This window comes from Salicibibacter halophilus, from assembly GCF_006740705.1.
GTDB classification, from domain to species: Bacteria; Bacillota; Bacilli; order Bacillales; family Marinococcaceae; genus Salicibibacter; species Salicibibacter halophilus.
The window spans coordinates 2,584,266-2,609,539 of sequence record NZ_CP035485.1; the positions used below are offsets into that span (position 1 = coordinate 2,584,266).

Below are 25,274 nucleotides of genomic sequence, written 5' to 3' on the forward strand. Positions count from 1 at the left end.
AAAATACCCGCGGGAAATACCGTTTTAGCCGCGGGAAATGTCAAAATATCCACGGGAAGCTATCTCAAAGATTGTGAAGCAAATAACGAGTATTTTTATAATTCCCCTCCCGTGGAAGGTTCAAATTCACAAGGCAATGTCTTGTCACGGACGCGGACGGAAGATGCAGAAACATACGAGCTTCGCGGTTACTAATCCTAGGCTTAAAAAGACGGCGATAATCCCGCAAACTTTCCACGTGAGCCGTTAAATGTTTACGAGTGCAACGCTTACAGTGCCATCCGGAGCGGCTTGTCCGTTGCATGGGAAGATGATTGCAACGAGGGCAATGCACGCCGGTTAATAGTTCAGACGGCTTGATCCCGTAGCTACTAAGTGGATCATATTCAGGCTCTTTATGAGCGAGCTTCAATTGTTCGGATAATAAATGGAGGTGTGATTCAGTGAGAATGTGAGCAGAATGGTTTTCTGCAATGGAAAGGACTTTCTCGGGGAGAAATTCGGCGCGAATGATGAAAGGTTGGGGTTTTTCGGAAGAGATCACGGATGAAGGATACGTGAATGCAACAAGCGGGTGAATCGGGAGCGTCGCCCAGCCTCTCTCATCCAACCACCGTGAGAGTAAATGTTGATGCCTTCTCACTTGCGGCAGGGGATGAGAATAGCTTTGCGTCTGCCCGTTTAACGTTCGTGTAAACTGTTGAATCCGTTCTTCAAACCGGATGTTGCCGGCGAAATGTTTGTTTTCCACTATGACGATGCATGTTTGCGATACGAGCAATGTATCGATTTGGAACGAACCAAGCCTTATCCCGCGAAATTGCTTGAAAAAATCTGGGAGTTGCTCGAGGTAATAATCAAGAGAACATTCACCACGATAGCCGATTTCCCGCTTTCGAAGGTCGCCTCGAATAACTGCTTGTTTCGGGTGATTACGAGGGAGGCGGCGGCTTAATGCTTCCAGTGCGGGGATCTGTACGGGGGCAGTTCTTTCTTTAATAATCAAAAAATTATCACTCCTATAGGTAGGCGTACCCCCACCCGATGAGGTGGGCATACGCTTATTTTTTTATCTTTCCAAAACGACCGACCATCCGAACGGATCATCCAATTCGCCTGTTTGAATGCCAACGAGCGTTTCGTGGAGCCAGCTTGCGGTCTCGCCCATTTCGCCGTTGTTAATCACATAATCCCGGTCTTTGTATTCCAAGCCGCCGACGGGTGAAATGACCGCGGCGGTGCCCGTTCCGAACACTTCTTGCAAACTGCCGCTTTCGTTGGCGGCGATGATTTCATCGATGGAAATCTTGCGTTCACGGACAGGCATGCCTTCGCTTTCCAACAGTTCGATGACGCTTTTGCGCGTAATGCCTTCCAAAATACTGCCGTTTAGCGCGGGCGTATGGATTTCCCCGTCGATCTTGAAGAATACATTCATGCTGCCGACTTCTTCAATGTATCTTTTTTCAACGCCATCCAGCCAAAGGACTTGTGCTTTTTGGTGACCGGCGGCGCGGTTTTGTGCTTTGTACGCCCCGCTGTAATTGCCGGCGGTTTTCGCGTTTCCCGTTCCGCCGGGAGCTGCGCGGGTAAATTCGTCCTCAACGAAGATGCTGACTGGATCGATGCCCCCCTTATAAAAAGAACCGACCGGCGACAAAATGATCATTAACGTATACGTGCGCGATGGGCTCACGTCCAATGTGGGTTCCGTGGAGATGATGAAAGGGCGAATATAAAGCGACGTTCCCGGTTCTGACGGGATCCATTCTTTATCCAGTTTCACGTATTCTTTTAAGTAATCGAGCATCGCTTCTTCATTTACCGTGGGGATGCAAAGCCGGTCACATGATTGATTCAACCGTCTGAAGTTCTCTTCAGGACGAAAAAGACGGACGTGTCCGTCGCTCGACCGGTACGCTTTCAGTCCTTCGAACACGGTCTGTCCGTAGTGGAAAACCATGGCCGACGGATCCATCGTCAACGGCTGGTACGGAACAATGCGCGGGTGGTGCCAACCTTCTTCACTTGTGTAGTTCATCATAAACATGTGGTCGCTGAAATGTTTTCCGAATTCAAGGGTTGCAGCGTCTGGTTTTTCTTTTAACGTTGTCGCTTGTGTAACTTCTAATGTTTGTTGAGCCATTGCCATGATGCTCCTTTACATATTATATAAACGTTTGATTCGTTCTTTCGGCGGCGGATGGGAAGAAAACAATTGCGCTGTTTTGCGTTTGAGCGGGTCGGCAAAATAAATCGATGCCGAGGCGCCGGAAGCCTCGCTCACTGGCTGTGAGACCCCCGTAATTTTTTCCAACGCTTGCGCCAATCCCCCGGGGTTTCGCGTCAACTCGACTGCGCTGGCATCCGCGAGATACTCCCGTTTTCGTGAGATGGCCATGCGGATCATCATCGCGACCAAAGGGGCAATAATCACAAGCACGAGGGCGAAAATCAGCATAATTGGGTGCTTGTTGTTATTTCCACCCCTGGAAAAAAACAACATACGGATGCCGAGATCGCTAATAATGGCGACAACGGATACGAGGGCAACAGCGATCGTTGATAAACGAATATCATAATTGCGGATATGCGCTACTTCGTGGGCGATGACCCCTTCCATTTCTTCATGATTAAGCTGATCCAACAATCCGGTCGTAACGGCAACTGCCCCTTTTTCCGGGGAGGTGCCGGTAGCAAACGCGTTCGGGCTGCTATCTTTAATGATAAAGAGGCGCGGGCGCGGAATGCGGGCGACCATGGCCATATTGCCGACTGCATCCCATAAACGGCGATGCTCGCTCCCATCTTTTACCTCGTGGGCATGATTCATGCGCATAACGACATTAGTGCTGGACATAAGCATCATTGCCGTATATGCACCTCCTAGAACGAGCGCCAAAATCATTCCCGTGAAAATTTCACCGGCCATCAAATACGTGATCGCCGCACCGACGGCAAGCACGAAAACGATGAATCCGGCGACAATAAACACGGTATGCCGCTTATTGCGCTCAATTTGCTTGTACATAATCATGAGCGATCGCCCGTGTTAAAATCGACTTTTACATTTTCGCGCTGCTCCTCCGGTGTCTCCAACATTTCTTGTTGAATAAAGTTATGCACCCCGGCAACAAAATTCGTCGGGATCGATTGGATCTTGGTGTTGTATTCCATGACCGTACTATTATACAGTTGGCGGGAGTAAGCAATTTTATTTTCCGTGGACGTGAGTTCTTCCTGCAACTGTTGAAAGTTTTGGTTTGCCTTTAAATCCGGATAAGCTTCGCGTAAGGCGAATAACCGTCCCATCGCGCTTTCGAGTTGATTATTGGCCGCCATCTGTTCATTGCGGCTGTTGTCTGGGTTGTTCATCTGATTGCGTGCCTCGATGACTTGTGTCAGGGTCTCTTGTTCATGTTGGGCATACCCTTTTACTGTCTCCACCAAATTGGGGATCAGATCATACCGGCGTTTTAGTTGCACATCGATTTGTGCCCAGGCTTCTTCCACCCAATTTCGGTATTTGACGAGCCGGTTGTATGACGTGAACCAAGTAATCACCAATCCTGCTACCCCGATGATGATGACAATAAAAAAGATTAAAATTCCAACTCCTAATCCCGTTTCCATTGCGTTAGCCCCTTCCTGCTTTTCCCTCATTATAAATGAATTCCCGCGTGACATCCATAAGCCGATATTTTTATAAAATAAAACCCTACTTGACACATAAGAATTATAAAAGTAATATAATATATACTTACATAGAGGAGGATGGATCTTCCTTTCGTGTGCACTTTAATTTTTTCAGGAGGTGGTGGCGTTGGCCCTTCAGGTGACGGACAGTCCGTTTAACGAAGAGCAGGCGGACCTTCTTAATCGTGTGATCCCGACACTGAGTGAAAAGCAAAAAATATGGCTCAGCGGGTACCTGGCTTCCCCTGCTCCGCAAACCGCAACGGCTTATGCGGAAACAGCAGCGGTGGCTATGGAAAATACGCCGGAAACGGCAACTTTGACACAAGCGGACACTCAACCGAAAACACAAGAGGTTACCATTTTATATGGTTCGGAAACCGGCAATTGCCAAGAGGTGGCTGAAGATCTTTCCGGTAAATTAGAAAGCCAGCCGTGCAATGTCACGCTAGCCTCCATGCTGGATTTCAAACCGAAAAATTTGAAAAATACCGATCATATCCTGGTCGTTGTTGCTACCCATGGGGAAGGAGATCCCCCGAACCGGGCCTTTCATTCTATGAAACACTGAACAGCAGAAAAGCGCCAAAATTAGAAGGCGTTCAATTCTCCGTCCTTTCATTAGGTGATCTTTCCTATGAGTATTTTTGCCAGGCGGGGAAAGATTTGGATCAACGTTTGGAAGAGTTGGGAGGAGAACGGCTCTACCCTCGTGTCGATTGTGACGTTGACTTCGATGAAGACGCGGAAGGATGGATCGATGGCGTTCTTGCGGAATTGAACAAACAGTCGGAGGGAGCGGCATCCAGCGGCGGATCAGCGCTGGATGCGCCACTGGCACAACCAGCGCCTGCCCAGACCACCTATTCAAGAAAAAATCCGTTCCGTGCAGAAGTTCTGGAAAATATTAATATCAGTGGGCGGGGGTCCAATAAGGAAAACCGTCACCTGGAGTTGTCGCTGGAAGAATCGAACCTGGAATTTGAACCGGGGGATAGTTTAGGTATTTACCCTGAAAACGATGCTACGTTGGTGGAGCCGTTGATCGAGGCGATGAACTGGGACCCCGGGACGTCGGTGACAGTGAACAAACAAGGGGAAACAGCCGCGCTACGCGATGCGTTGAGTTCTTATTTTGAAATCACGGTATTGACGAAACCGTTAATGCAGCAAGCCGCTGAACTATCCTCTCACGAGGAACTGAAAACCCTGTTGGCAGATGGAAACGAAGACCAACTGAGGGAGTATATCACCGGGCGGGATTTGCTCGACCTGGCGCAAGATTTCGGACCATGGGAAGTCGAAGCTGAGGCTTTTATCGCGATTCTACGCAAGATTCCGGCGCGTCTGTATTCGATTGCGAACAGTTATCAGGCCAATCCCGATGAAGTGCATTTAACCATCGGGACGGTTCGGTACGAAACACACGGACGTGCGCGTACCGGTGTTTGTTCCGGACAATGCGCGGAAAGGGTAGAGGCTGGAGAGCAGCTGCCTGTCTATGTTCACCGCAATCCGAATTTTAAAATGCCGGAAGATCCCGGGACACCAATCATCATGATCGGTCCGGGCACGGGAGTCGCGCCTTATCGCTCGTTTTTAGAGGAGCGAGAGGAGATTGAAGCGGAAGGGAAAACATGGTTGTTTTTCGGCGAGCAGCATTTCTCATCGGACTTCCTGTATCAAGTGGATTGGCAACAGTGGTTGAAGGAAGGTGTGCTGACGCGGATGGATGTGGCTTTTTCCCGAGATGGCGAGGATAAAGTTTACGTGCAGCACCGCATGCTTGAAAACGCCCGTGACTTCTATCAATGGTTGCAAGAAGGAGCCGTGTTGTATGTCTGCGGGGATGAAAAACATATGGCCAGTGACGTCCATGACGCGTTGTCGGTCATCATTCAACAAGAAGGCGGTTTGAGCGAGGAAGAAGCCGATGTCTACATTGAAGATATGAAACTGCAAAAACGATATCAACGGGATGTATATTAAATAAAGGAAGGGAGCGGTAAGCGTGGCTAAGGATAAAGCGGATTTGCACGGACCCCCGAGTGACGTAGAGCGGATCAAACGGGAAAGCAACTATTTGCGGGGAACCCTGGCGGAAAGCCTGACAGAACCAATTAGTGCCGGGATAAACGACGATGATAAACGTTTGTTGAAGTTCCACGGAAGCTACTTGCAAGATGATCGTGATCTTCGCAATGAGAGGCGCCGCCAAAAGTTGGAACCTGCTTACCAGTTTATGGTGCGTGTGCGCGCCCCCGGAGGTGTCGCCACTCCCGAGCAATGGCTCGTCATGGATGACGTCGCGAATAAATACGCCAACGGTTCGTTGAAGCTGACGACGCGGCAAGCGTTTCAACTGCATGGCATTATGAAGTGGAATATGAAAAAAAATATTCAAGAAATAAACGATTCCTTGTTGGACACGTTAGCTGCATGCGGAGACGTCAATCGGAATGTTATGGGCAATCCAAACCCTTATCAGTCAGAGGTTCATTCCGAAGTGTATGAGTGGTCGAAGCGGTTGAGCGATGATCTTTCTCCGCAAACGAATGCTTATCACGAAATCTGGCTCGATAAAGAAAAAGTTGTAGACAGTAAAGAAGAACCGCTGTACGGCGAGACCTATTTGCCGCGAAAATTCAAAATCGGTATTGCAGTGCCGCCTTCCAACGATGTGGATATATTTTCTCAGGATCTTGGTTTTATCGCGATCGTGGAAAACGGTGAGCTGCAAGGGTTTAACGTCGCGGTTGGCGGCGGGATGGGGATGACCCACGGGGATACGGATACGTATCCACAACTCGCCCGCGTCATCGGTTTTTGCACTCCAGAACAGCTATTTGAAGTTGCCTGGCAAGTGATCGCGATTCAACGGGATCACGGCAATCGTTCGGTACGGACAAACGCACGTTTCAAATATACGGTTGATGCCAAAGGACTCGATTGGATCAAACAGGAACTGAACGAACGATTAGGTTGGGAACTTGAAGCGGAACGCGCCTATCATTTTGAACATAACGGCGACCGCTATGGCTGGGTAAAAGGCATAAAGGGCCGATGGAACCTGACATTATTTATTCAGAACGGCCGTATTAGGGATTACGAAGATTATCCGTTGATGACCGGGCTGCGTGAAATCGCGAAAATCCATACCGGAGATTTCCGGCTGACGCCAAACCAAAATCTCGTTATCAGCAATGTGACCAGCCAGAAGAAAAAGCAAATTGCCGCGTTGATAGAGAAGTACGGCTTGGAAGATGGGGGGCGGCAATCTGCGTTGCAGCGAAACTCCATGGCTTGTGTCGCCTTTCCCACTTGTGAGTTGGCAATGGCCGAATCGGAACGATACCTTCCGTCTTTGTTGGAAAAAATCGAAGAAATGTTGGAAGAATCGGGCTTAAGGGATGAAGACATCATCGTTCGCATGACCGGATGCCCCAATGGTTGTGCCCGCCCGGCGCTCGGGGAGATTGGCTTTATCGGTAAGGCCCCCGGCAAATATAACTTGTATTTAGGCGCAGGCTTTGCCGGGGACCGTCTGAATAAACTCTATCGGGAAAACATCGGGGAAGCGCAAATTCTGGAAGAGTTGCAACCGATCATTTCCGCATACGCGAAAGAACGGAATGAAGGCGAACGTTTCGGGGATTACGTTGTGCGCGCCGGCTACGTGAAAGAAGTGCACTCCGGACTCGACTTTCATGATTAAATTCACTAATATAGCCTCGGGTTCGATGGAACCCGGGGTCTGTTTTGCTTGGGGCGCCGGTCTGTTCCTGGATCAGAGTGAAAACAAGGTCATTGATCAATAAGATTGGCTGCAATGGGATATTCGTCAATGGTTAATGTAAAAAGGGCTTAATGGAGGCAGCTACATGAAAATCGTTGTAACAGGGGACACGCACATGCCAAAAAAAGCAAAACAGCTACCGCCCCGGCTGATACAAGAATGTAAAAAAGCCGACCTCATCATTCACACGGGTGATTGGAGTACGATGGATGTTTATCGTGAACTCAGCGATTGTGGTTATGTCAGAGGCGTTTATGGCAATATCGATGATGAAGACATCCGGGAATACCTGCCGGAACAAGAGATCATTATTCTTAACGGATTCAGTATTGGCTTAGTACATGGACATGGACAGAAGAAGACAACCGAAAAACGAGCGATTGAAACATTTGATGGTGAACAGCTGGATATCATTCTGTTCGGGCACTCGCATATCCCAATGACCCGATACTTCAAAAAACAGCTGCTTTTGAACCCTGGTTCACCGACTGACAAACGTGCCCTTCCGTATTATTCGTTTGCCATTCTTACATTGAGCAAAGAAATCCATACTGAAATGATCTATTTTAGTCGTTACAATGGTTAAATGTTGACTAAAATGGCGAGCAAGATTAATAATTATAAGCGATTGAAAAGAAGATCAAGCGTTCTTACCACCGACAACAGGTGGGACAGGCTCTGGTAGAAAGAATCTTTCCAGCCTGAAAATGGCACATCTTCATGCTAGAAATAAACCATTACTCTAATCATTTTTGTGAATGGACCAATTTCAATCAACAGTTCGTAATGACCAACTTAAAAACATAAATAACGCTGCCACAAGTAAAAGCATCCCTCCGAGAGCAAACCAACCAACAAAAAATTCACCAGTGGCATCTATAATCCATCCGAATAGGGGTGGTCCGATAATAACACCCCACGCCCCGATGCTTGTACTAAAACCACTAGCGAGTCCAGCTTGTTCTTGAGGGACGAGTTCTGTGGCTGCATTCATCCACAATCCGTTATACCCTGAGACACAAAAGCCAAAGACAACTGAAAGCAGCGCAATGAACATAAATGGCGTCCCAGCTGGTAAAAGCCCCATGATTAAGGCGGCAATAGTTGCAATGAAAGCGATAAGACTTAGGAGGACAAGACGACGCCCACCAAATAAACGATCACTTATAATTCCCCACAAAATACGACCAAAGGAACCGCCAATTTCGGATAATACGAGCAGGACGCTCGCGAGTACAATAGGAACTAGCAATGTATGATGAGCGTAAATAATGAGGTAGGTATTCAAAGATATTTGTGCACCACTCAAAATCATTGACCCTAACGTCACCCACAGTAACGATTTGTTTTGTCCGATGTTTTTAAGCTTTTTACACATTTCCCGGGGTTTCTCATGCTTTTTTTCAAGTGGAGTGATTGCGTCCTGGTAATGCCAGTAACAGATGAGTCCTCCGATTATAAGCGTTAGGGATGCTAGGAAAACGGCCGGTCGCCAACCGAAGTTTTCTGCAAGCGGAACGAGCAAAAGGGCAGCTGTTGCTGATCCGGCGGTCACGCCCATTTGTTTGATACCCATCGCGGTTCCCCTTTGTCTTAGGTCAAACCAATCGAGTATTCCCCGGCTGGACACAGGGTGGAAGGCTCCATACCCCACTCCCCCGATGGCAATAAATAAAAGTGGTTCTATCACAAATCACGGGATGGATGACAATATTCGACAATGAAGTCCCGCACCTTGCTTTATAGAGCAAATTTTGTCGATAATCCTTAGGTTGCCGGTGGGTATTCTTCTTGATGGATTCTTTGTTCACACCGAGCTTGATATTTTCTCCATTTAAGGATCGCCTCTTTTTCTTCCTTCACCTGCATCCGAGCTTGAAGAGAGAATAACGAATAGCCAAACCCTTGTTGATTCATCGTGCGGAGTTGGTTGTTCTTCCCTTCGGTTTTGGCGTTGGATATACGATAGTGAAACCGATGGAGAATTTCCGGCAACCAATTCCAAATCGTCTTGAGAAGATCATCGAACGGCTCCAGGGAAGAGGCGATGACCTCTTTTTCCCACGCCCCTAAATGATCCAATGCTTCTTCCAGATCATGGCATTGATACAATTGGCGAAGTTTTTGATGCAGGCGCATGGCTTGAGCTAACGTCGGTGATGTTGTCTCCCAATGCTTCAGACGTTCTTGTTGTTCCGGGGTTAATTCTTCCGTTCGTTCAGCAAACAAGTCTTTGTCTTCTTTTAATGCCACCCGTTCTTCTTTGGTCAAAACATGTTGGACGCTTTTTCGCACATCGTCCAAGGCACGCGTCGAAGCTTGGATGACATGGAAGGCATCAATGACCACGATCGCTTGAGGGAGGGCGGCCTTAATCGCTGTCTGATAAGGCCTCCACATATCGATCGCAACCGCAATCACTTGTTCAGGTTGAGACAATTGGTTGAAAAGATCCATGACAGCTTCTTTGCGACGACTTTCATGTAACTCGAATAACTGGGGCCGCCATGGTACCGAGAGATCGTACATGACCAACCGATACTTGCCTTTTCCTTTGGCCAAACTGATTTCATCAAGGCCGATGAGTGCGGGGGTGGATCGATCCGAAATAGCTGGATGCTCCCCATGACATGCGCGTGCATGGACCCCAATAGTTTGACCACTGCGATCAAAGGCTTCTCCTACCGATTTGAAGGTACGGTCGGCCGTTGCAAATATCAGTGATTGCTTGGCTATCACCGACATTCGTTGATATGGTTTGAGCCAAGGTAATGGCTCCATAAACGTACGACAACAGGCATCACATATAAATCGACGATGGTTGAAATGATCAAAGATCGGTGTATCGTTGTGAGCGCCTGCAACCACTTGCTTCATGTGATGCTCATGCACTCGGGTTGTCCAGTACCCACAATCCGGACAACGTGTGCCTTCATTCAGTAACTGAAGGTAGCGATATAATCCTGGGTTCGGATAACCAAATGGAATTTCTTCTTGATGGATAATGGCAAAAGGGACTTCTTTACATTCATGGACCATGGTATAATGGGTAAGCATCCAAATCACCTTTCGTATGGGTTTTGTGGGTACTTATCCATTTCGACAGGTGATTTGGATTTTCCTGTTTTATCGGGTGTCGATTCATGTCCCCCGTAAATTGTTACTGAACCATAAAAGTAAAAGGAAGAAGTTTGATGTCAGAGAAACAAGTACAAAGTTCAAGCCTAAACATAAACACATTAAAAGCAAAAGGCGACGGGGACCCACTTGGTCAACCAACAGCCCGAAAGGGATTGAGGCAAGAAATTGACCCAAAAAGAGTGCGGCTGGTAACATCCCGATTTGTGCGTTTGTAAGTTCCAGGGAACTCCCAATAAAAACGCCTAGCGGAGCCACACTCCGCCCGACAAAAGCAATAAGCACTTGAGCGATCAAAAGCCATGTTAGCATTTGCCAAGGTCTACTTTTATTCATGCTGGATCGCCTCTTAATCAGTGGGTTAGGAATATTTTTAATAATACATGGCTAAAAATCAGTTCACAATTCTTTTGGCAACGTTAGTGGTTTGTCTGCACCTGAATTAACTAGTCTGAAAGTGTGTGAAAGCTGCACCAGCTTTCATTACCATGCCCTCAAGGGTTTTTTCTATCCTTTGTTCTAACTGCTCGGAAGTTAAAATCATATGTTGCAAATCGATACCCGTTTCAACTCCCATTTGTTCGAACATATGAACCATATCTTCTGAACACACATTTCCCACAGCTTTGGGAGCAAATGGACATCCTCCCAGGCCTCCAATGGAAGCATCAAAACGTCTAACCCCGGCTTCATATCCAGCCAGAACATTGGCGAGGCCAAGCCCGCGCGTGTTGTGGAAGTGAAGGGATAAAGGAACATTCTCTCCGAACTTTTTACGAAAATCGCGAATCATATCTTGGACTTGAAGGGGGTTGGCCATACCTGTTGTATCAGCAAGACCAATTTCATCTGCGCCGGCCTCCAAAAAAGTTTCGGCCACTTTCCATACTGATGAACGTTCAACTTTTCCCTCATAAGGACAGCCAAAGGCCGTTGCAAGGATGGCTGTGATTGGCTGATTGTTTTTGGTTGCTTCACGGATGACTTCGCTTAATTCGTTTACGCCCTTTTTTACGGTTTTTCTCGCGTTTTTTAAGTTAAATGTATCGCTTGTTGCAGCGGCGATATGCACTCGATCAATATTCGTTTTTAAAGCTCTCTCAAGGCCAGAACGATTTAACACTAAACCCGCTATCTCTGTTTGACTTTGTTTCCCAAGCTGTTTTAGAACATCCTCGGCATCAGCCATTTGGGGAACAACTTTTGGATGAACAAATGATACAGCTTCAATTTTTGGAACGCCTGATTCGATTAAATTTTCGATTAACTGGACTTTCTGATTCGTTGATAAGTGCTTATCTTCATTTTGCAATCCATCCCGTGGCCCAACTTCACATAGAGAGATCATCATTTTTGTCCTCCTTTAAATGGTATAGTACATTATCTCTTCCACGAAATATATGTTCGTGCATAGCGGCTTTAGAACGAATCGCATCTTTTTCTTCAATTGCTCGCAGGATAATTTGATGGGTTTGTAACGATTGTTGAATTTCCTCTTTATTTAGCCAATAAAAGGAACGAAAAACGAGCGGAAGTACAACGACTTTACCTATCAAATCACGAACATGTTCATTTTGGCTTGCGTTAATAACAGCGTCGTGAAAGCTTTTATTTGCATCTACGATTGCCTTTTTTTGGGTCAATTGATCTATACTATTTTGCTCTAAAGCCTTTTTATAATCCTCGTTCGCCCTGTGCATCATTTTTATATTTTCGTCATGACGGTTTATAGCCGCTTGTTCAGCGGCATGACTTTCAAGCAAGGCACGAATACCATAAATTTGACGAAGGTCTTCTTTGGCAAAAGTTCGAACAGTATAACCACGATGTAATGACGTAATTAGTCCGTCAAACTCTAATTTTTTTAACGCTTCACGGATGGGAGTACGGCTTACATTCCAATCTTTGGTTAAGGATTCTTCCGTAAGCCGATAACCTGAAGCGTACTCTCCAATGATGATGGCATTTTTAATATTTTCGTAAACTCCCATCTACATCCTCCATTTTGTATACATAGATGAAAATAAGCCCGTGACAATGTTTTTTTCTTTTTTAGAAAAATAATTCTAATCTTTAAACTGTATACATTACAAGCTTTTTTATTAATGTCTTGATTTATTTATATCAGTTTAATACTTATATATCAAGGGTAAATAGCTATGCGATATTTACTTTATAAAAATGTGTTGTTATTTTGTATACATTGTGATAAATTTGTGTACAAAGTAAAGGGAGAACTTTTGAAAGCAGGTGTTCATTTAATGGAAGATACTGAAAAATATCAATCTTTTAATCAAATGGAAGATGAGGAAAAAGAACGTTTACCACTAGAAGGAGTAAGGATCCTTGAACTCGGGACGCTTATTGCCGGTCCGTTCTCGGGTAGATTGTTGGCTGATTTTGGAGCAGAAGTCATTAAGGTGGAGCCACCTGATAAAGCGGACCCCTTACGAAATTGGGGGCAAAACAAGGATGGGCAAGGACTATGGTGGCCTATTTCTTCTCGAAACAAGAAATCCATTACCCTTAATCTTCGTGAATCTGATGGTCAAGAATTGTTTAAAAAATTAGTCACGGAATCTGATGTCATCATTGAGAATTTTCGGCCTGGAACAATGGAAAAATGGGGGTTGTCATATGAACAACTTGCCAGCATTAATCCGCGTATCATTATGATGCGAACTTCCGGGTTTGGACAAACGGGTCCGTATAAAGAACGCGCAGGATTTGGTAGTGTCGGTGAAGCAATGGGCGGTATTCGCCATGTAACCGGATATTCAGATCGTCCGCCTTCCAGAATAGGAATATCCATTGGAGATTCACTAGCTGGCTTATTTGCTACGATTGGTTGCCTTACCGCTATCTATGAAAGAGAAAAATCAGGATACGGACAAGTCGTGGATACTGCCATCTATGAGTCCGTGTTCTCGGTTATGGAAAGTGTTATTCCTGATTATCTGCTTGCTGGATACATTCGAGAAAGAATGGGTAATGTTCTCCCCGGCGTTGCTCCGTCCAACATTTATTATACCAAGGATGAAACCTATATTGTCATTGGGGCTAATTCAGATACGGTGTTCCAACGTTTATGTCAAGCAATGGATGATCCACAGTTGGCCGACCATCCGGATTATAAGACACATGAGGCTCGAGGACGAAATCAAAAGAAACTCGATGTACTCATTGAGGATTGGACAAAAACCTTTCCGGCCGAAACAGCATTAGAAAAATTAAAAGAGCATGGAGTGCCGTCAGGACTTATATATTCTGCGAAAGATATGGTAGAAGACCCTCATTATAATGCTCGTGAAATGATTGTAAATGTAGACCATCCAGAACTGGGTGATTTCCCAATGCCCGGTGTTGTCCCGAAACTAAGTCGAACTCCCGGGAAAATTAAACATCCTGGGACTAGTGAGATGGGAACCCATAATGAGCTTATTTACCAAGAACTCCTTGACCTTGGAGATGAGGAAGTAGCTGAATTAAAGAGACAAAAGATTATTTAAACGTGTAAAACTTACAACAGTAACCCTCGTAAGGAGAGGTTGCTGTTGCGTAATATGTAAGCGATTACTAATGAAAGAGGTGTACGCTTATGAAAAAGCAAATAAAAGAACCGGCATTAAAACCTTGGATTTGGATTATCATGGGATTGCTCGTTGTTTTTAATGCACCATGGTACTTTCCGGAAGGGAGCATAGAACCAATCATTTTTGGTCTTCCTTACTGGGGGTTAATTTCAATCATATTATCACTTTTGCTTTGTGCTTATTTAAGTTGGCTATGTACGACGCAATGGAACATTATTGAAGATGAAGAAGAGGAGAAGGATCAGAAAAGACCTGCGGTAATATGTCAAGTTCAAAATCACAGTAAATGAAGTTGTCAAAGGACATTTAGGCGAAAAAAGCGCGCACTGAACAACACCAGTAATAAAATGTAAAATACTGGTAAAATGAAAGGCTAGCCCTCAGCCGATGTCGGTCAGAGGTTCACGCCCCTTTCTGGCGTAAAGAGTTGGTTTTTGCGTAGCAGCGCATCCACCAATCGCACGAGTTTTCTTGCCGTGAGCACGAGTGCACGTTTGTGTTGATGTTTCGGGACTTCTTGATACTTCTTCTGATAAAAGACTTGGTATTCCGGAATTTGCCTTCGTACCGAGTTGGCGGCTTCAACGAGGTAATAACGCAAATAATGGTTCCCTTGACGTGTCAGTGAAGTATCTTCGGCGGTAAACCGCCCGGACTGGTGTTTTCGCCAGTACAGTCCCGCATATTTAGCTATTTTTGTTTCATCGGGAAACCGGTCAATCTGACCGAGTTCGGCAATGATGCCTGCGGCGAAGACCGGACCAATGCCCGGGATTGATTCCAGCGTCTGCGTCAGTCCTTTCATGATTCGAGTAATGGACTGATCGATCGCCTTGATTTGCTTTTGGAAGGAACGAATGAGCTCAATGGACGTTCCTAAAAGTACATCGATGGAATCTTCGACCACTTTGTCCAATCGGTACGATGAACGGACGGCTTTCTGGATGGATGCGGCGACAGCTTCCGGATCGGGAAAACGATTTCTCCCTTTCTCTTGAAGAAACCGAGCCAGGTCCTCAAGCGGAAGCTGGGCAAGTTCATCCAGGCTGTATTTTTCAAGAAAGAGTTCCATCATAGCATGGCCAAACACCGATGAATCCACTTCTTTGGAAAAGGTGTTGCATTTATACTCCAAGTGCTGCAAGAAGTGTTGTTTCTCTTTCGTCATCGCTTTGGTCAAGTGATAACGCGAACGTGTCAACTGCTGGAGAGCCACGTATTGGCTTTCTTTGACAACGGACATCTGATTGCGCCCGAAACGCATATAATCGGCGATCACAAAGGCGTCAATCTCATCGGTCTTGTTCATGTCTGCGAAGCTCTTTTTAAAGTTGGCGATCTGCTTCGGATTGATCACAAAGACTTGGGCGCCATAGGGTTTTAAATCATCGTCATCATGCAAGAACATGGATGGATGAAAACTGTAGACGGATGTGGACTCCAGACCGATCTTTAGGATGTCAACCTCTGTATCGGCCAAGAGCTCGAGCAACCGTTCTTTGAGCACCTGGGCACCCGGCCAGTCATTGGAAACCGTAAAAACCGAAAGCTGATCACCTTCTTGATCAAGCACACACACTTTCATATCAAACGAGCTAACGTCAAGCCCGACAAACATTCGCATGGGGGATTCCTCCTTTCATTGTAGAATCATTCGGTCGTTCTTTGGACGCCTCGAGATATCTCTAGTGTGAACGCCGATCATCAACCTCGTGTATCAGAACTCCATCGGCATTGAAAGCCGCCCCAGGGGCTGCTTCCCCTGAGTTCAAGAGGCCGAGGGCTCAGCCTGCGAGTAGGAAGTGCCGCACGTACACTGAGAGACAGTCTTTAGTTGTGGTCGAACCACAGGAGAGAAAAGAATTGTCCCAAATGATCCTATGATCATTATCTAGAAATATCTAGAGACATCCAAGGAAAAACCATATGAATCTACAAAATATCTTGTGGAATTTGCCCAAGATTTGAAGGGCTTAAACTTACTATACGAGGAGGGATTAAACGTGGAAGATTTACGTTTTGCAGGAATAGATGCGGTCATTATTTTATCAGCTTATGCCGTTTTAATGATCGTCATTGGTTACTTCGCCGGTCGAGGGAAAAAAGTTGGGAAAAGCGTCAGTAGTTACTACCTTGCTGGTCGTGACCTCGGGATCATCGTACTCTTTTTCACCCTGTTTGCTACCCAATACAGTGGAAATACAGTCGTTGGTTATGCACCACAAGCCTATCGTGAAGGCTTTTCTTGGGTTCAATCTATTCCTTTTATGACACTTATTATAGGCATTTATTTATTATTTGCGCCACGCTTATATGCCATTGCTAAAAGGGAAAAATTTCTTACACCTACGGATTGGATTAGTTATCGATTTCGTTCTAAACGAGTGACGATTATGGCCATTATTCTGATGCTTTGGGGGCTTGCCAACTACTTATTGGAACAACTAGTTGCCATTGGACACGCAGTTTCTGGATTAACAGGTGGCACAATTCCTTACGAAATAGCAGTCATTGGTTTCATTATTGTCATGCTGACTTATGAATGGTTAGGAGGGATGAGAGCTGTTGCCGTAACGGATGCTGTACAAGGGAGCCTTTTATTGGTAGGCGTAATTTTATTACTTGTCGGAGCTTTCACACTTACCGGTGGGGGGATCACAAATTTAAGCGAGAATATCGCTTCCGTTGATCCCGAAGCAATTGGCGTTCCAGATCTGTCTACTAATATCAACTGGATAAGCATGATTATTCTCACTGGTATTGGTGCTGCTGTCTATCCTCATGCGGTGCAAAGAATTTATTCATCACGAAGTGAACGTACGTTGAAACGATCCTTAGCACGTATGGCATGGATGCCACCTATTACTGTCGGTCTAGTCTTCGTCATTGGAATTCTTGGGATCGCATTATATCCGGATCTTAGTGTTTCAGAGTCAGAAGAACTCGTGGGTTTAATGGCAAATGATGTAGCCAATTTAAATGATTTTTATTATTGGGCAATGATTATCTTATTCGGAGCAATTGTCGGTGCAATCATCTCGACAGCTGACTCTGTATTGTTAAGTTTTTCGTCGATGATATCCAATGATGTCTATGGAAAATACATCAATAAGTCGGCATCTGACGAGCGAAAAGTTAAAGTCGGGAAATTTATAGGGATTATTCTCATCGCTTTATTACTATGGGTAGCTTGGAATCCACCCGGAACATTATATCAAATTTTTGTATTGAAATTTGAAGTATTAATTCAAGTAGCTCCTGCTTTCTTACTAGGAATCTATTGGAAACGCTTGTCATCATCTGCAGTTTTTTGGGGGATGTTAATTGGAGCGATTATCGCAGGCGGGATGACCCTTATTGGATACGAAACAATTTTCGGGATTCATGGAGGCATTTACGGATTGGCAGTTAATTTTATGATATGTGTTGTGGGGTCACTAATGGTTCCTACGAGCCAGGATCATAAGAAAGAAGTAGAGAAAATGACGACAATAAATACACATCAACGGAATAGTATATCGACGGGAACCGATTAGTATACCGGGATTTCATGTCTTCTATTCGAAAGGAGAAACAATGGTCAAAAGACACTCATTTAATCCAGAGAACGTCTCCACAAAAAATATGTATAAACTAATGACAGGTTCCGTAGTACCACGTCCTATTGCGTGGATTTCTTCACAAAGTAAAGAAGGTGTCTTGAACCTTGCGCCCTTCAGCTTCTTTACCGTTGCGTCTAGACAACCACCAACGTTTGCTGTATCCATTGGGCCGGGCGTCGAGCAAAGAGAAGGGACTATTAAAGACACGCTGACCAACATTCGTGACATGCAGGAATATGTAATTAATGTTGTTCCAGAATCACTTGCCAATGCCATGCATGAATCCTCTAAGCATTTTCCGGAAGATATCAACGAATTAGAGAGATCAGGACTAACTGAAGAGCCATCTGCAACAATTAGTATCCCATCTTTGAAAGAATCACCGATTGCTTTTGAATGCATGCTTGATCGAGTGATCCCCCTCGGTAGTGACCATCTAATCCTCGGTCAAGTAATGTGCGCCCGGATAGACAACTCGGTCTATTTGGGTGATTACAAAATTGATATCGAACAATGGCAGCCACTTGCACGCTTAGCGGGCAACTTTGCGACGCTCACCCCTCCATTCAAATTGCCAAAAGAATGAAAGATAGAGTGCTCAGCCAAATGCAATATCCCGATCGTTTTAGTATAATGAGGGGAGATGTTTGGAAAAGGTGAGGGATATTCATGGACTTAGCCGCATGTCAGACGCAACAAGAACGTCTGGAAATATTATCAAAAATTACACCTGCATTCAAAGAACGGGCTGCCGGGCATGATCGCGCGGGCACGTTCCCCCATGAAAATTTTAAAGCGCTCCGGGAAGCGAACTATCCGGGGCTTACGGTGCCAAAAAAATACGGCGGCCAGGGCATCGGCCTGGCGGATATGCTGGAGCTGCAAGAAACCATCGCCAAGGCCGATGGTTCTACGGGACTCGCCATCGGTTGGCATATGGGCCTTGCCATGCAACTTGGGGAAAATGAAACATGGGATGAAAATACCTACGCGGCCGTCGCCCGCGATATCGTGGAGAACGGCGCCCTGCTTAATGGGGCCGCCAGTGAACCGGCGACGGGAAGCCCAACCCGCGGTGGACGCCCGGAAACAACCGCGACAAAAATGGAAACCGGTTGGGCGATCAGCGGGCGCAAAACGTTTACCACGCTCGCGCCAACCCTTGATTATTTTATCGTCAGTGCAGGCATTGCAAATAGCGATGAAGTGGGCAACTTCCTTGTGCATTATAGTCTGCCGGGGGTATCGGTCGACCACACGTGGGATGCCCTCGGCATGCGTGCCACCGGGAGCGACGATCTCGTGCTCGAAAATGTGCAGTTGAAGGAAGCGGATTATGTACAAACGTTTAAGCCGGGGCAAAAAGAAGCAGCCGGTTGGCTCTTGCACATCCCGGCCTGTTATTTGGGCATCGCGGAAGCCGCCCTCGATTACAGCGCCAACTATGCCCAGAATTACTCTCCGAATAGCATTGAAGGCACGATCGCCGATCTTCCGAACATCAAACAAAAGATCGGCGAGGCCGAGTTAATGCGGCAACGGAGCCGACACTTCCTCTATTCGATCGCAAATAAATGGGACCGAAGCGATCAGGAAACACGCCAGCAGATGAAAACGGAACTGGGCGCCGCGAAACACGTGGCCGTGAACGATGCAGTCGATATTGTGGATCTCGCCATGCGCGTTGCAGGGGCGAAAAGTTTGCAGCCGGACACGCCGCTCGGACGGTATTATCGCGATGTGCGCGCCGGTCTGCATAACCCGCCGATGGATGACATGACGATTATGCAACTGGCGGGCGATGTGTATGGGAGAAACGAATAAAATGGGAGAAAGCGGTGGATCACTTTCACGAGTGGTACGCCGCTTTATTTTTTCTAATCAAATTTTAATGTTGCATTCAGAGAAGGTTCATCGGGGAGGTGTACAGTGAATGTAGACCAACAAAAGGAGGAACATGAAATGAAAAAATTTATGATTGCCACAGGGTGTGTGGGTGCGATCTCACTATCAGCGATTGGTTTTTCACAATTTAATGCAAGCGCGGGTGATGATGGGCAAACAACAGACGGCGGTGAAGCACCAATCCAGGAAGAAGAACCTACCGTGCAGACAGACGGTGAAAAAGATGACTGGTTCGAATCTCTTCCATATAAAGAGTTTGAGTTGGACGTAGAGTATGGAGATCGGGAATATGAAGCAGATTACGAATATGAAGGCGGGGCTCCGGAAGCGGAAATTGAGGATGAACGCGGAGATAAAGAAACGGAAATAAGCGGGGACAAGGCGCTGAACGAGCTTTCTGAGATTCTTCCAAACATGAACATTGACGAAAATACAAGTAAAGAGGAAGTGAAGCAAGCGGCGCTCGATGCTTTTGATCTGGATTCGGATTACAAAGAGCTGGAAATCGAAATCGAATTTTTAGACGGCCAGGAATTGGAGATTGAAGAAGAATAACACACCGCAAAAAGGCTTTCGCGACGTCGCGAAAGCCTTACATATAGCCTTAATCATCATACGAAAAAACGAGGATTTCTCCGGTATACGCATCAATGTCTATATCTACTTCTCCGCTGCTCATCTCGATTTCAATTTCATAATAGGTGCCTGCATCATCGACCTCGAGCTCAATTTCTTCAATTGCTCCATCTACTTCATTTGTGGCGATTTGCACGGCTTCGGCAGCACTCACCGGGAGTTCATCGCCTTCCGATTCAGTTTCTTCCTCTTCGGTTGCTTCTTCATCGCTTTCTCCGCCGGTCACATTCCCTTCAATGATCTCCAGATTCAGCACTTCCCCTTCGGCAGCTTCGATCACCAAGTTGTAGACACCTTGGTTGTTCTCAAGTTCCACAGCATACACCGGTTGGCCGTTATGCTGTTCCAGCTCCACATTAGCCACGTCCCCGGGGTACTCGTTCCCGATTTTTTCCAACACTTCGTCTTCTGATAGTTGCGCCCGCTCGGTACCGGCATTTAGCTGCGTAACGCCAACCACTGTCAGTAAAAAAACAACAATGCCGGCACTTAAGATGAGCATTTTTTTCACGTGTCATACACCTCCCCCACAGGCATTTCAATGGTAAAAGTCGTATATTCCCCGACGTTGCTGTCCAATGTGATTCGGCCGCCTTGGGCTTCCATTAATTTAGTGGCAATAGACAAGCCTAATCCAGTGCCTCCGTTTTCGCGCGCCCTTGCTTTATTAATTCTGTAAAAACGATCAAAAATACGCGCCTGGTCCGCCTCTGAAATGCCCCTGCCGTAATCGGTGATGGAAACATAGGCCATGTGATTCTCATGCCAAAGGGAAACGTCAATTTCCTTGTCACTGTACTTAAGCGCGTTATCGAGAATAATGTAGCCCACATTTCGCGCCCGTTTGAGTATGTTTCTTAATTTTTGGCAGGAATTTGCCTTACCTGTATCAAAGGTTCAGGAAAGACAACCCATGAGGTGATTCCTTTGAGCCTATCACCAGAAGATCTTCCCGACATTCAACCCGTTCGTATCGGATCAACGCCAGTGATCCGCCAGCTGATGGATAAAATGGGATTAATTGAGGCCATCGACAAGCTATCTCCTGTCAAAGAGAAAGACTGTAACGTCTCCGTAGGGACAAGAGTAGCTGCTATGATCATCAATCAGTTATCCCATCGTAAAGCCCTTTATCGCGTCCAAGAATTTTATCAAGAGCAAGATGTCGAGTTACTCTTTGGTCCCGGAACGAAAGCGAATGATTTCAATGACGATGCGCTCGGCCGTGCGTTAGAGGCCCTTCATGAGGCGGGCATTGAGAAGGTCTGTAAGACAGCCATTCAGGCCGTTCAAGCTCCGATCGACCTCACGTGGAAAGGGCTCCATTTTGATACCACATCCTTTGTGTACACGGGCCAACCCAAGAATCACCCGGACGAGGAGGACATCTTGAAAATTGTACGCGGCTATTCCAAAGACCACCGGCCTTATCTGCCCCAATTCAAGTTTGGGTTGGGAACGACGCCGGAAGGCATCCCTGTTTATGGCGATATTTTAGACGGTAACCAGGATGATAAAACGTGGAACAAGCATGTCTTGCATGCGCTCACCGATTGGTATGATCCGGAACAACTGGAACAGGCGATTTTTATTTCGGATAGTGCCCTGGTCACCCAAGATAATCTGGAGGCCACCACGGGCCAAAAGGATCAGGCCGATTTTCAGTTTTTGTCCCGATTGCCGGAGAATTTCAATCTCGCCAAAACCTTGAAGGCAGAGGCCTTAGAGCAGGATTTGGATCAGTGGGAGGAGATCGGTGCCCTCGTGGACCGTAAAGGCGCTGCTTCTTACCGCATCTATCCCACCAAAGCTGACCTTAACGGGAAAACCTACCGGTTTCTGGTGATCCAATCCGACCATATGGATGCCCGAAAAGAAAAAACCATCCAAAGCAGCTTGGAAAAGGAACAGCGACGTTGGCACAAGGAACAAGCCGAGCTGGAAAGGCAGGACTTCTCCTGCGAGGCCGACGCGGAAGAGGCGCTGGGCGCATTTCTCAAGAAACACCAAAAAGGCTACCATACATTTGAGGGCACGACGGTCTGTGTAGAGCTGCCGGGCAAACGCCAAAAGCGGGGCCGTCCCAAAAAAGGGGAGGCGCCACCGCCGCCGATCACGGTTTATCGTGTCCGATTAACGCTTCATCCCCCTTCGGACGAACAGCTCGAGGCGCTTCGAAAGCAAGCCTCTATCTTTATTCTCGTGACCAGTGTCGCCAAAGATGATCAAGCAGACGTGGAGCTGTTAAAGGCCTATAAAGGGCAACAAACGGTGGAAAATCGCTTTCGTTTCCTCAAAAATCCCTTTTTTGTCGGCAGGGTCTATCTGGCAAAACCTAAACGCGTGGAAGCTTTTGCATGTGTGATGATGATCAGTGTCATGGTGTACAGCCTCTTTGAATACCTGATTCGCAAAAACATGGAAGGGGCCTCCGAACCCCTGAACCAACTTGGCGGAGGAGGACGCAGAAGCTTTCGCCCCACGGGTGAATCTGTTTTGGAACTTTTGGACACCGTCGACATCCTTCATATGGAGATTGACGGACATCTTCGGCGGTTCTTCCCGAAGCATTATGAGCCGCAATTACCCCGTATTCTCGATTTGTTGGAAATGGATGCCTCCATTTTCACAGAACCAAGGAGCTCGATGGCTGTCGAGAGCCGTCACCAGTAACCTTGAGACGGTCATTCGTTTGCCTTGCTAATGTCGAAGGAACGGGAATAAGCGCGCATTTTGTTGCATTGGCTGATGAATCAGCTACAATCAGACAAGCATAACGCGTTGGACATCAGGAATGATTAGTGTGCATGGTCGCTAGCGCGAAATCTGGGTTGGTAAAATAATTTTTATGTTGACATATAGACAGCATATTAGTAAAATTCTTTGTAATCGATTACATTATATTTTATTAGATTGTATGAAACTAGGCTAATAAAATTTGAGAGGAATCCATGTGTAGTGACGAAAATTAAAGATGTAGCCAAATTAGCAAATGTATCTACAGCTACTGTATCAAGAGTGCTTTCGAATAACTATTCGGCAACCCCAAAAACACGAAAGAAGGTGATGGATGCCGCGAATAAGCTTGACTATCATCCCAATGCCTTGGGAAGACAGTTGCGAACCATGGAAACAAAGACCATATTAATCGTGGTTCCAAATATTACAAACCCTTTTTTTTCTAACGTGTTACTGGGAATAGAGTCTGTTGCTTTTGAGAATGGATTTCAGGTATTACTGACGGATACACAAAATCAGAAGGAAAATGAGGAAATTATTTTTGAACTTTTACGAAACAAACAGGTAGACGGGGTAATTTTATTAACAGCCAGAACCAATGCTACAATGCTAAATCAGTTGTCCCAAGACTACCCTATAGTTTTGGCTTGTGAATATATATTAAATACCAAAATTCCAACAGTGTCCATAGACAACATTAGTAGCGCTAGAAAAATGACTGATCATTTTTTTCAACTTGGACATCAAAGAGTTGCTCATATTACTGGACCAATGGAAATCGTTCTTGGACGTGATCGTTTAAGTGGGTATAAACAATCAGTCCTTGAACATCAACCTTCCGTAGACCCATTACTTATTCAGGTTGGTGATTACTCGTATGAATCAGGTTATCAATTAATGGAGAAACTTTTAGCCATTCAACAGCCACCAACTGCTGTGTTTGCTGCTAGTGATGAGATGGCTATGGGGGCTATTAAAGCTATTAAGCATCAAAATAAACATGTTCCTAATGATGTTGCAGTTTCAGGTTTTGATGATATAAAAATGGCGAGAATATTTGAACCTACTCTTACTACAATTTCTCAACCTGCGATAAAGATCGGTAATAAATCAGCGCAAATGCTTCTAAATATTATAAATAAAAAAGAGATAAAAAAGGAGCATATAGTACTAGAAGATCAATTAAAGATTCGTGAATCCTGTGGCAGTAATATAAAGTAGAAATGGAGCACAGTTTACTACAACAAAGTATCTTTAAAATGTGTATTACAAATTCAGTAGGAGGAATAAAATTGAAATTTGCTTATCATACAAATACGTGGGGTGGCGTTGTCGGTAATCCTGGTGGTGTTACATCGGTCAAAGATGCTTACTTTCTTGCTAATGGTAACACAGAAGATGCCCTAATCGATTTAAATGTAATCGATTACAATGGGTTTGAATTATTTGATGGTAATCTTATGGCATTACAAGAGCATGAACTTAAGCAACTTTTGGAAAAATATTTACTTGAATTTGTTGGTGTTTACACAGGGGCAAACTTTATTTATCAAGATATAAAAAACGATGAACTTTTAAAAATTGAAAATGTTATAAAGAAAGCCTCTTATTTTGGTTGTAAAAATATTGTTATTGGAGGTGGTGCATTACGGAATGAAGGGGTAAAAGAAGATGATTATAAACGTTTGGGTGACAGTTTGAATGAATTAAAATACTTATCTGAAAGTCACGGATTGGTGCCTCATTATCATCCACATCTAGGTTCAATGGTGGAAACACCAGCTCAAATTGAACAGCTTTATGAGCATACTGATATATATTTTTGCCCAGATACCGCTCATTTAGAACTAGGAGGAGGTGACCCCCTGCAATTAATTCAAAAATATAGCCATTTAATAAGTTACGTACATCTGAAGGATCAAAAAAATGGTGAATTCCTACCTTTAGGTGAAGGCGAACAAAATATGATTAGAATGTTGAATGTGATCAGTTCTATGAAGGATATTGAGTGGATTGCAGTTGAACTGGATTCTTATTATGATCCAAAAAAAGGAGCTCAAATTAGCAAACAATTTTTGGAAAAACACCTGGGAGACCAAGAACTTGGGTGATTATAACTTTCTAACATTTTTGTACGCTAAGTACAAATTACTTCCAATTTAACATACG

General features: G+C 45.5%; 23 protein-coding genes and 1 pseudogene. 12 read left to right on the forward strand and 12 right to left on the reverse strand.

Annotated elements, in window-relative coordinates; translation table 11 throughout:
• Positions 1-64: 64 nt before the first annotated feature.
• The 4 genes from EPH95_RS12585 to EPH95_RS12600 all read right to left on the reverse strand — a co-directional run bounded on the left by EPH95_RS12585 (position 65) and on the right by EPH95_RS12600 (position 3,633).
• On the reverse strand, positions 65-1,006 hold the full coding sequence (locus EPH95_RS12585) for a nuclease-related domain-containing protein (RefSeq protein ID WP_160141759.1): 942 nt from the start codon (positions 1,004-1,006) through the stop codon (positions 65-67).
• A 63-nt stretch (positions 1,007-1,069) separates the two neighbouring features.
• Positions 1,070-2,146 (reverse strand): branched-chain amino acid aminotransferase, encoded by a 1,077-nt coding sequence (locus EPH95_RS12590; RefSeq protein ID WP_142090436.1) that lies wholly within the window; start codon positions 2,144-2,146, stop codon positions 1,070-1,072.
• A 15-nt stretch (positions 2,147-2,161) separates the two neighbouring features.
• Positions 2,162-3,034, reverse strand: coding sequence for a zinc metalloprotease HtpX (gene htpX, locus EPH95_RS12595; RefSeq protein WP_227004142.1), 873 nt, complete (start codon positions 3,032-3,034; stop codon positions 2,162-2,164).
• Positions 3,034-3,633 (reverse strand): LemA family protein, encoded by a 600-nt coding sequence (locus tag EPH95_RS12600; RefSeq protein WP_142090438.1) that lies wholly within the window; start codon positions 3,631-3,633, stop codon positions 3,034-3,036. Before EPH95_RS12600 ends, htpX begins: the two co-directional genes overlap by 1 nt.
• Before the next feature lie 190 nt (positions 3,634-3,823).
• Here EPH95_RS12600 and EPH95_RS12605 point away from each other — a divergent pair.
• From EPH95_RS12605 to EPH95_RS12615, 3 genes and pseudogenes are all read left to right on the forward strand, one after another.
• Positions 3,824-5,685, forward strand: a pseudogene (locus EPH95_RS12605) (assimilatory sulfite reductase (NADPH) flavoprotein subunit).
• Between the two features lie 22 nt (positions 5,686-5,707).
• Positions 5,708-7,411 carry an assimilatory sulfite reductase (NADPH) hemoprotein subunit gene (cysI, locus tag EPH95_RS12610; RefSeq protein WP_142090439.1) on the forward strand — a complete coding sequence of 568 codons (1,704 nt, stop codon included), beginning with the start codon at positions 5,708-5,710 and terminating at the stop codon, positions 7,409-7,411.
• A 166-nt stretch (positions 7,412-7,577) separates the two neighbouring features.
• Positions 7,578-8,078, forward strand: coding sequence for a metallophosphoesterase family protein (locus tag EPH95_RS12615; protein WP_142090440.1), 501 nt, complete (start codon positions 7,578-7,580; stop codon positions 8,076-8,078).
• A 183-nt stretch (positions 8,079-8,261) separates the two neighbouring features.
• Here EPH95_RS12615 and EPH95_RS12620 read toward each other — a convergent pair whose 3' ends face one another.
• The 5 genes from EPH95_RS12620 to EPH95_RS12640 all read right to left on the reverse strand — a co-directional run bounded on the left by EPH95_RS12620 (position 8,262) and on the right by EPH95_RS12640 (position 12,621).
• Positions 8,262-9,182 carry an MFS transporter gene (locus tag EPH95_RS12620; protein WP_142090441.1) on the reverse strand — a complete coding sequence of 307 codons (921 nt, stop codon included), beginning with the start codon at positions 9,180-9,182 and terminating at the stop codon, positions 8,262-8,264.
• A gap of 77 nt (positions 9,183-9,259) precedes the next feature.
• Complete coding sequence (locus EPH95_RS12625) at positions 9,260-10,549, reverse strand: ISL3 family transposase (RefSeq protein ID WP_142088183.1); 1,290 nt, start codon at positions 10,547-10,549, stop codon at positions 9,260-9,262.
• An 84-nt stretch (positions 10,550-10,633) separates the two neighbouring features.
• The gene (locus EPH95_RS19815) at positions 10,634-10,966 is read right to left on the reverse strand and encodes an MFS transporter (RefSeq protein ID WP_142090442.1); all 333 of its coding nucleotides are present in this window, start codon (positions 10,964-10,966) and stop codon (positions 10,634-10,636) included.
• Positions 10,967-11,072: 106 nt separating this feature from the next.
• The gene (locus tag EPH95_RS12635) at positions 11,073-11,942 is read right to left on the reverse strand and encodes a hydroxymethylglutaryl-CoA lyase (RefSeq protein WP_264371949.1); all 870 of its coding nucleotides are present in this window, start codon (positions 11,940-11,942) and stop codon (positions 11,073-11,075) included.
• A 19-nt stretch (positions 11,943-11,961) separates the two neighbouring features.
• A complete protein-coding gene (locus EPH95_RS12640) occupies positions 11,962-12,621 on the reverse strand; it encodes a GntR family transcriptional regulator (protein WP_142090443.1) in 660 nt (219 codons plus the stop codon).
• 306 nt (positions 12,622-12,927) lie between these two features.
• Between EPH95_RS12640 and EPH95_RS12645 the strand changes: the two genes are divergently transcribed.
• Together EPH95_RS12645 and EPH95_RS12650 are read left to right on the forward strand one after the other, a co-directional pair.
• Positions 12,928-14,139: a CaiB/BaiF CoA transferase family protein gene (locus EPH95_RS12645; protein WP_142091611.1), complete on the forward strand. Its 1,212-nt coding sequence runs from the start codon at positions 12,928-12,930 to the stop codon at positions 14,137-14,139.
• Between the two features lie 89 nt (positions 14,140-14,228).
• Positions 14,229-14,513, forward strand: a complete 285-nt coding sequence (locus tag EPH95_RS12650) for a hypothetical protein (RefSeq protein WP_142090444.1) — start codon at positions 14,229-14,231, stop codon at positions 14,511-14,513.
• A gap of 104 nt (positions 14,514-14,617) precedes the next feature.
• On the opposite strand, the gene EPH95_RS12655 is transcribed toward EPH95_RS12650, so the two are convergent.
• Complete coding sequence (locus EPH95_RS12655) at positions 14,618-15,847, reverse strand: IS110 family RNA-guided transposase (RefSeq protein WP_142086371.1); 1,230 nt, start codon at positions 15,845-15,847, stop codon at positions 14,618-14,620.
• 379 nt (positions 15,848-16,226) lie between these two features.
• Between EPH95_RS12655 and EPH95_RS12660 the strand changes: the two genes are divergently transcribed.
• The 4 genes from EPH95_RS12660 to EPH95_RS12675 all read left to right on the forward strand — a co-directional run bounded on the left by EPH95_RS12660 (position 16,227) and on the right by EPH95_RS12675 (position 20,285).
• Positions 16,227-17,759 carry a sodium:solute symporter family protein gene (locus EPH95_RS12660; protein ID WP_142090445.1) on the forward strand — a complete coding sequence of 511 codons (1,533 nt, stop codon included), beginning with the start codon at positions 16,227-16,229 and terminating at the stop codon, positions 17,757-17,759.
• A gap of 40 nt (positions 17,760-17,799) precedes the next feature.
• A complete protein-coding gene (locus EPH95_RS12665; RefSeq protein ID WP_142090446.1) occupies positions 17,800-18,411 on the forward strand; it encodes a flavin reductase family protein in 612 nt (203 codons plus the stop codon).
• An 83-nt stretch (positions 18,412-18,494) separates the two neighbouring features.
• Complete coding sequence (locus EPH95_RS12670; RefSeq protein WP_142090447.1) at positions 18,495-19,649, forward strand: acyl-CoA dehydrogenase family protein; 1,155 nt, start codon at positions 18,495-18,497, stop codon at positions 19,647-19,649.
• A 138-nt stretch (positions 19,650-19,787) separates the two neighbouring features.
• Complete coding sequence (locus EPH95_RS12675) at positions 19,788-20,285, forward strand: YusW family protein (RefSeq protein WP_142090448.1); 498 nt, start codon at positions 19,788-19,790, stop codon at positions 20,283-20,285.
• A gap of 49 nt (positions 20,286-20,334) precedes the next feature.
• Here EPH95_RS12675 and EPH95_RS12680 read toward each other — a convergent pair whose 3' ends face one another.
• Together EPH95_RS12680 and EPH95_RS12685 are read right to left on the reverse strand one after the other, a co-directional pair.
• Positions 20,335-20,868, reverse strand: coding sequence for a PepSY domain-containing protein (locus tag EPH95_RS12680; protein ID WP_227004144.1), 534 nt, complete (start codon positions 20,866-20,868; stop codon positions 20,335-20,337).
• A gap of 5 nt (positions 20,869-20,873) precedes the next feature.
• Positions 20,874-21,197, reverse strand: a complete 324-nt coding sequence (locus tag EPH95_RS12685) for a sensor histidine kinase (RefSeq protein ID WP_160141761.1) — start codon at positions 21,195-21,197, stop codon at positions 20,874-20,876.
• A 96-nt stretch (positions 21,198-21,293) separates the two neighbouring features.
• On the opposite strand from EPH95_RS12685, the gene EPH95_RS12690 reads away from it, so the two are divergent.
• The 3 genes from EPH95_RS12690 to EPH95_RS12700 all read left to right on the forward strand — a co-directional run bounded on the left by EPH95_RS12690 (position 21,294) and on the right by EPH95_RS12700 (position 25,216).
• Positions 21,294-23,039, forward strand: coding sequence for an IS1634 family transposase (locus tag EPH95_RS12690; protein WP_142090451.1), 1,746 nt, complete (start codon positions 21,294-21,296; stop codon positions 23,037-23,039).
• A 285-nt stretch (positions 23,040-23,324) separates the two neighbouring features.
• Positions 23,325-24,326: a LacI family DNA-binding transcriptional regulator gene (locus EPH95_RS12695; RefSeq protein WP_142090452.1), complete on the forward strand. Its 1,002-nt coding sequence runs from the start codon at positions 23,325-23,327 to the stop codon at positions 24,324-24,326.
• Between the two features lie 71 nt (positions 24,327-24,397).
• Positions 24,398-25,216 carry a sugar phosphate isomerase/epimerase family protein gene (locus tag EPH95_RS12700; RefSeq protein ID WP_142090453.1) on the forward strand — a complete coding sequence of 273 codons (819 nt, stop codon included), beginning with the start codon at positions 24,398-24,400 and terminating at the stop codon, positions 25,214-25,216.
• The last annotated feature ends 58 nt before the right edge of the window (positions 25,217-25,274 follow it).